The organism is Rhodococcus sp. NPDC060090 (assembly GCF_042729855.1).
Taxonomy (GTDB): Bacteria; Actinomycetota; Actinomycetes; order Mycobacteriales; family Mycobacteriaceae; genus Rhodococcus.
In genome coordinates, this window is the sequence record NZ_JBHWXB010000038.1 from 1 (window position 1) to 5,036 (window position 5,036).

Genomic DNA, 5,036 nt, shown 5'->3' on the forward strand with positions numbered 1-5,036 from the left:
TGACCACCACGCCCTTGGGCCTACCCGTCGACCCCGACGTATAGATCACATACGCCGCATGCTCGACCCGCAACGTCCGAACCCGCTCATCGAACGACACCGGTCCTGCAGGTAACTCCGAGAGCTCCGCCACTGTTGCCGGATCGTCGAGTGCGATCCAATGCGCCGTGGCCGGTAACGTCGGTGCTGTCGCGGCGAGAGTCAATCCGAGGGAAGCGCCGGAGTCCACGGTCATGTGCTCGACCCGGTCGGCAGGGTAGTTCGGGTCGACGGGGACGAATGCGGCACCCGTCTTCGCGACGGCCCAGGTCGCAAGCACCGACTCGAGTGAGCGAACGAACGCGAGCGCAACCACGTCCTCCGGGCCGACTCCCCTACCGATCAACAGCCGGGCGAGTTTCGACGATGCTTCGTCGATCTCCGCGTAGGTCAGCGAGCGATCCTCATGTACGACCGCCGTGGCCGATGGGTCGCGTTCCACCGCCGCAGCCAAGAGCTGCGGGAGCAGCAACGCGCGGGGTTCGCGACGCCGCGCCGGGCGCTGACGGGCGCGCGGGCCTCCGGCAGCCGACGGACGTTCACCACGGGGATCATCGAGATTCATCCGTGCATTGTCCCCTTGACCCGTGCCGTGCTCACGCCAGGCGTCACTCACCACTGTTTTCCTCGCACCTACGTCCGCGTCTGGTCCGGCGGGCTACCGGACGTTATCCAGCCCCATTAGACCATCGGGTTCCGGTTCTTCACGTTACGGGCGAGTCGGACACAGCGAGATGGGGTGATCCGTGATAAGGACCACCCCATCTCGCGGGTTGTTCAGTTGTTACCGGTCAGGCGCGCCCCGCCAGCCAACGGCCGAGGACCGAGCCGACATGGGCCGCGGCATCGCGCGACAGCATCCGCCAGTGGGTCTCCTGGACCACCTCGGCGGCGACCACTCCACTCACATGGCGGTGCCAGGCATCGGCAGTGGACGCGCTGCGGTCCTCACCCGCGACGAAGATCAGCAGATCACCGTCGAAGCGTCCCGGCCGGTGCGAGGCCAGCAGGCGGTACGAGTGACGCACCCCGTCGAACATGCGCTCGATACGAGCGGGGGGAAGATCGCCCAGCGGCGCGGGCAGAGAATCGGCCAGATCGAACGCAGCCTCGGGTGTGAGTGCCGTGATCGGTGTTTCCGGAACGTCGGCGCCGCTGCCGAACATGTCGGCGAGTGTCGGCACAGCAATCGTGCCCGCATCGCTGTCGCTGTCGGCGTCGGCCGGGTACGTGTCGAGCATTGCCAGGGTCGAGACCTGTTCGCCCTGACGCTGCAACGCGACCGCGACCGAATGGGCCAGCACACCGCCCATCGACCAGCCCACCAGGTGATACGGGCCGCGCGGTGCGATCTCGCGGATCGTCCGGACGTACATGTCGGCCCAGGCTTCGATATCGGCGGGCAGGTCGGTGCCTTCCTGCAGGGCAGGCGACTGCAGCCCGTAGACGGGGCGATTGTCGCCCAGATGGCGAGCAAGACCTGCGAAGCTCCAGGAAAGGCCGGTCACCGGGTGCAAACAGAACACCGGTGCACCTGTGCCTCCGGTCTTCAACGGAAGTACGGCGTCGAAAGGACCCGTGGCGTCGGCGCGGCCGTCGAGTACTTCGGCGTCGATTCGGACAGCCAGTTCCGCCACGGTCGACTGCAGGAACAGCCACTGCAACGGCACCTCGGTGAACAGGTAGTCCCGCAGGCGGGCGGCCACCTTCACCGCGCTGAGCGACGTGCCCCCGATCTCGAAGAAGTCGTCGTCGAGGCCCACTTTCCCCGACACATCGAGCACGTCTGCGAAGGCAGCCGCGACGACGTTCTCGGTCGAGGTGCGCGGTGCTCGGTACGGTCGGGGCGTCACCTCAGGTTCCGGCAGAGCCTTTCTGTCGACCTTGCCATTGATATTCAGCGGCACCGCGTCGAGGGTCACGAAGCCCTGCGGAATCATGTAGGAGGGCAGCATCCGAGCGAGTTCCGAACGCATCGCAGGAACATCGAGATGGTCACCGGCAGGGACCACGAACGCGACGATACGGTCCCCCGACTGCACCGAGGCCACTGCCTCACGTACCTGGGGCAACGTGCGCAACGCAACCTCGATCTCACCGAGTTCGATGCGGAATCCGCGGACCTTGACCTGTGAATCCGCGCGATCGAGGTATTCGAGAGTGCCGGACCCGGTGTCGTGGTCCGGTCGCCACCGCACGATGTCGCCCGTTCGGTACAGCCGGGCCCCCGGGTCGCCGAACGGGTTCGCGACGAAACGCTCTGTCGTCAGGCCGGGTCGCCCCAGATAGCCGCGCGCAAGCTGAGTACCGGCGAGGTACAGCTCACCCGGCACGCCCGGCGGCACCGGGTGGAGCCGTTCGTCGAGGACGAACACCTGTGTGTTCGACACCGGGTCGCCGATCGGTACGGAGCCGGATAAAGTGTCGACGACCTCGTGAGCGGTCACCGACACGGCGGCTTCCGTCGGGCCGTAGAGGTTGACCAATCCGGTGTCGGAGTGCGCCAGCGTCCGTTCGGCAGTGTCGACGGGCAGCGCCTCGCCGATCGCCAGGACTTGACGCAGCGTGTCGGGCAGTTCGCCGCCTGCGTCGTCGAGCAGTGCATCGAGCATCGACGGAACGACGTGCAGGGTGGTGACGTGTTCGCGTCGGATCAGGTCGTTGAGATACGCCGGGTCGCGGTGTCCGTCGGGTGCCGCGATCACGAGCCTCGCGCCCGCGGTCAGCGCGGACCAGAATTCCCACACCGACAGGTCGAATGTCGCCGCGGTCTTGAGGAGCACCGCATCGGACGCGGTGAGTGCGAAGTGTTCACGCTTCCAGACGAGCTGATTGACGATCGCACCGTGCGACACCATGACGCCCTTGGGGCGGCCTGTCGAGCCGGAGGTGAAGATGACGTATGCGGCGTTGCCGGAGCGCAGGGGTGCGAGTCGCTCGGAGTTGCGGATCTGTCTGCCGTCGTAGGTGTCGAGATCGAGGGAATCCAGCTCGAGAACGAAGGCGTCGTCAGGTAGATCGATCCGGTCCTGCGAGGTGGTGAGCACACCGGCCGGGGACGCCGTGTCGAGGATGTATCCGATTCTTTCGGCCGGGTGCTCGGGGTCGAGCGGCAGGTAGGCGCCGCCCGCCTCGGCTACCGCATACATCGCGACGACCAGATCCGTCGAGCGGCGCATGGCGAGTGCCACGACCGTCTCAGGGCCCACACCGCGTTCGATGAGGAGCCGAGCCAACCGGTTCACACGCGTCGCGAAGTCCCGGTAGGTGATGGTGTCGGCCCCGTCCACCAGCGCCACGGCGTCCGGTGTCGCGCGTACCTGATCATCGAACAGGTCGGCCAGGGTCCGGCCGGGTCCGACGGCGCGCTGCTCGGCTTCCCACGCATGCAGCATGGCTTCGAGTTCCCGCGGATCATGCAGGTCGACATCGCCGACAGGGACCGATGCATCGCCGACCACTTCATCGAGGATGCGCACGTACCGGGCGAGCATCCGTTCCACCGACGGCCGGTCGAACAGTTCTGTGGCGAAGCCGAACTCGATGCCGAATCCGTCCCGTCCACCACCGGCGCCGTGGTCGACGATCGTGACGTGGAGGTCGAACCGCACCGACGTCGAGGCGGCGTCGAGCGGCTCGACCTTCAGCCCGGGCAGGTCCAGGGAGTCGACGGTGAAGTTCTGGTACGAGAATCCGATCTGGAACACGGGATGCTGTGCGGGCGACCGTACCGGGTCGAGAACCTCGACGAGCCGCTCGAAGGGGACATCGGCGTTGTCGAACGCTGCGAGGTCCACCTTTCGTACCTGTTCGAGCAGGTCGACGAACGTGTCCCCCAGTTCGACCGGCGTGCGGAGGGCAAGCATGTTGACGAACATCCCGACGACGTCGTCGAGTTCGGGTGCGGATCGTCCGGCGACCGGGGTGCCGACCACCACGTCGGTGGTGTCGGACAGTCGCGCCAGGAGCACCGCGAGGGCGGCGTGCATGACCATGAACGGAGTGGCACCACTGCCACGTGCGAGTTCGGAGATCCGCCGGTACATCTCGGAGTCGAGTTCGGCGCGCACCCGGTCGCCTGCAGATCCGAGGATTGCGGAACGTGGGTGGTCGGTGCTGAGCTCGAGGCTTCCGGGGATTCCTTCGAGGGTCTCGGTCCAGAAGGCGAGCTGCCGACCCGCGAGAGAACGCGGGTCCTCGTCGGATCCCAGGAGCTCGCGCTGCCAGAGTGTGTAGTCGGCGTACTGGACGGGCATCGGGACCCAATCGGGTCGAGCACCTCCACTGCGCGCGGTGTATGCGGATACGAGGTCGCGCACGAGCGGGGCGAGCGACGATCCGTCACCGGCGATGTGATGCATCACCAGAGCGAGAATGTGTTCACTCGGACCGGTCGCGAGAATGTATGCGCGCACGGGGACCTGCGTCGTGACGTCGAACGCTTCACCCGTGAGCTCAGCGAGTCGCTGCGGAAGGTCCTCTGCCTGCACGGTTTCGACGGCCACATCGAATTCGACGGCGGCAGGCTCGAGGATTCTCTGTTCACCGACGCCGTCGATTTCGGGGTAGACCGTACGCAGGGTCTCGTGCCTCCCGACGATATCGGCGAGCGCGGTGCGCATCGCGTCCACATCGAGATGGCCCGTGAGCCGCACCGCGAGCGGAATGTTGTAGAGCGAAGACTGCGGTTCCAGGCGGTTGAGGAACCACATGCGTTGCTGAGCGTAGGACAGCGGCAGGTGATCGGGCCTGGTCCGAGGCGCAAGGAGCGCGGGTCCGGTCGACGGCGCAGCGTCCACATGTGCCGCCAGGGCCGCCACCGTCGGTTCGTCGAACAATGCCGCCGCCGTGACCGTGACACCGAGTTCGGATCGGAGGCGACCGACCACCCTTGTTGCGAGCAGGGAGTTTCCGCCGAGGTCGAAGAAATCGTCACCCCGACCGACCCGCTCGACACCGAGCACATCCGCGAACACCGCCGCCACCGCGATCTCCGT

Annotated in this window: 2 protein-coding genes; both read right to left on the reverse strand. The window is 66.6% G+C overall.

From position 1 onward, the window contains the following. Positions 1-658: AMP-binding protein (locus ACFWCF_RS26220; protein WP_378568013.1), on the reverse strand; the 658-nt coding region annotated here is incomplete at its 3' end. Positions 659-830: 172 nt separating this feature from the next. Beyond that, a partial coding sequence (locus ACFWCF_RS26225; protein WP_378568016.1) for an amino acid adenylation domain-containing protein occupies positions 831-5,036 on the reverse strand: 4,206 nt, incomplete at its 5' end.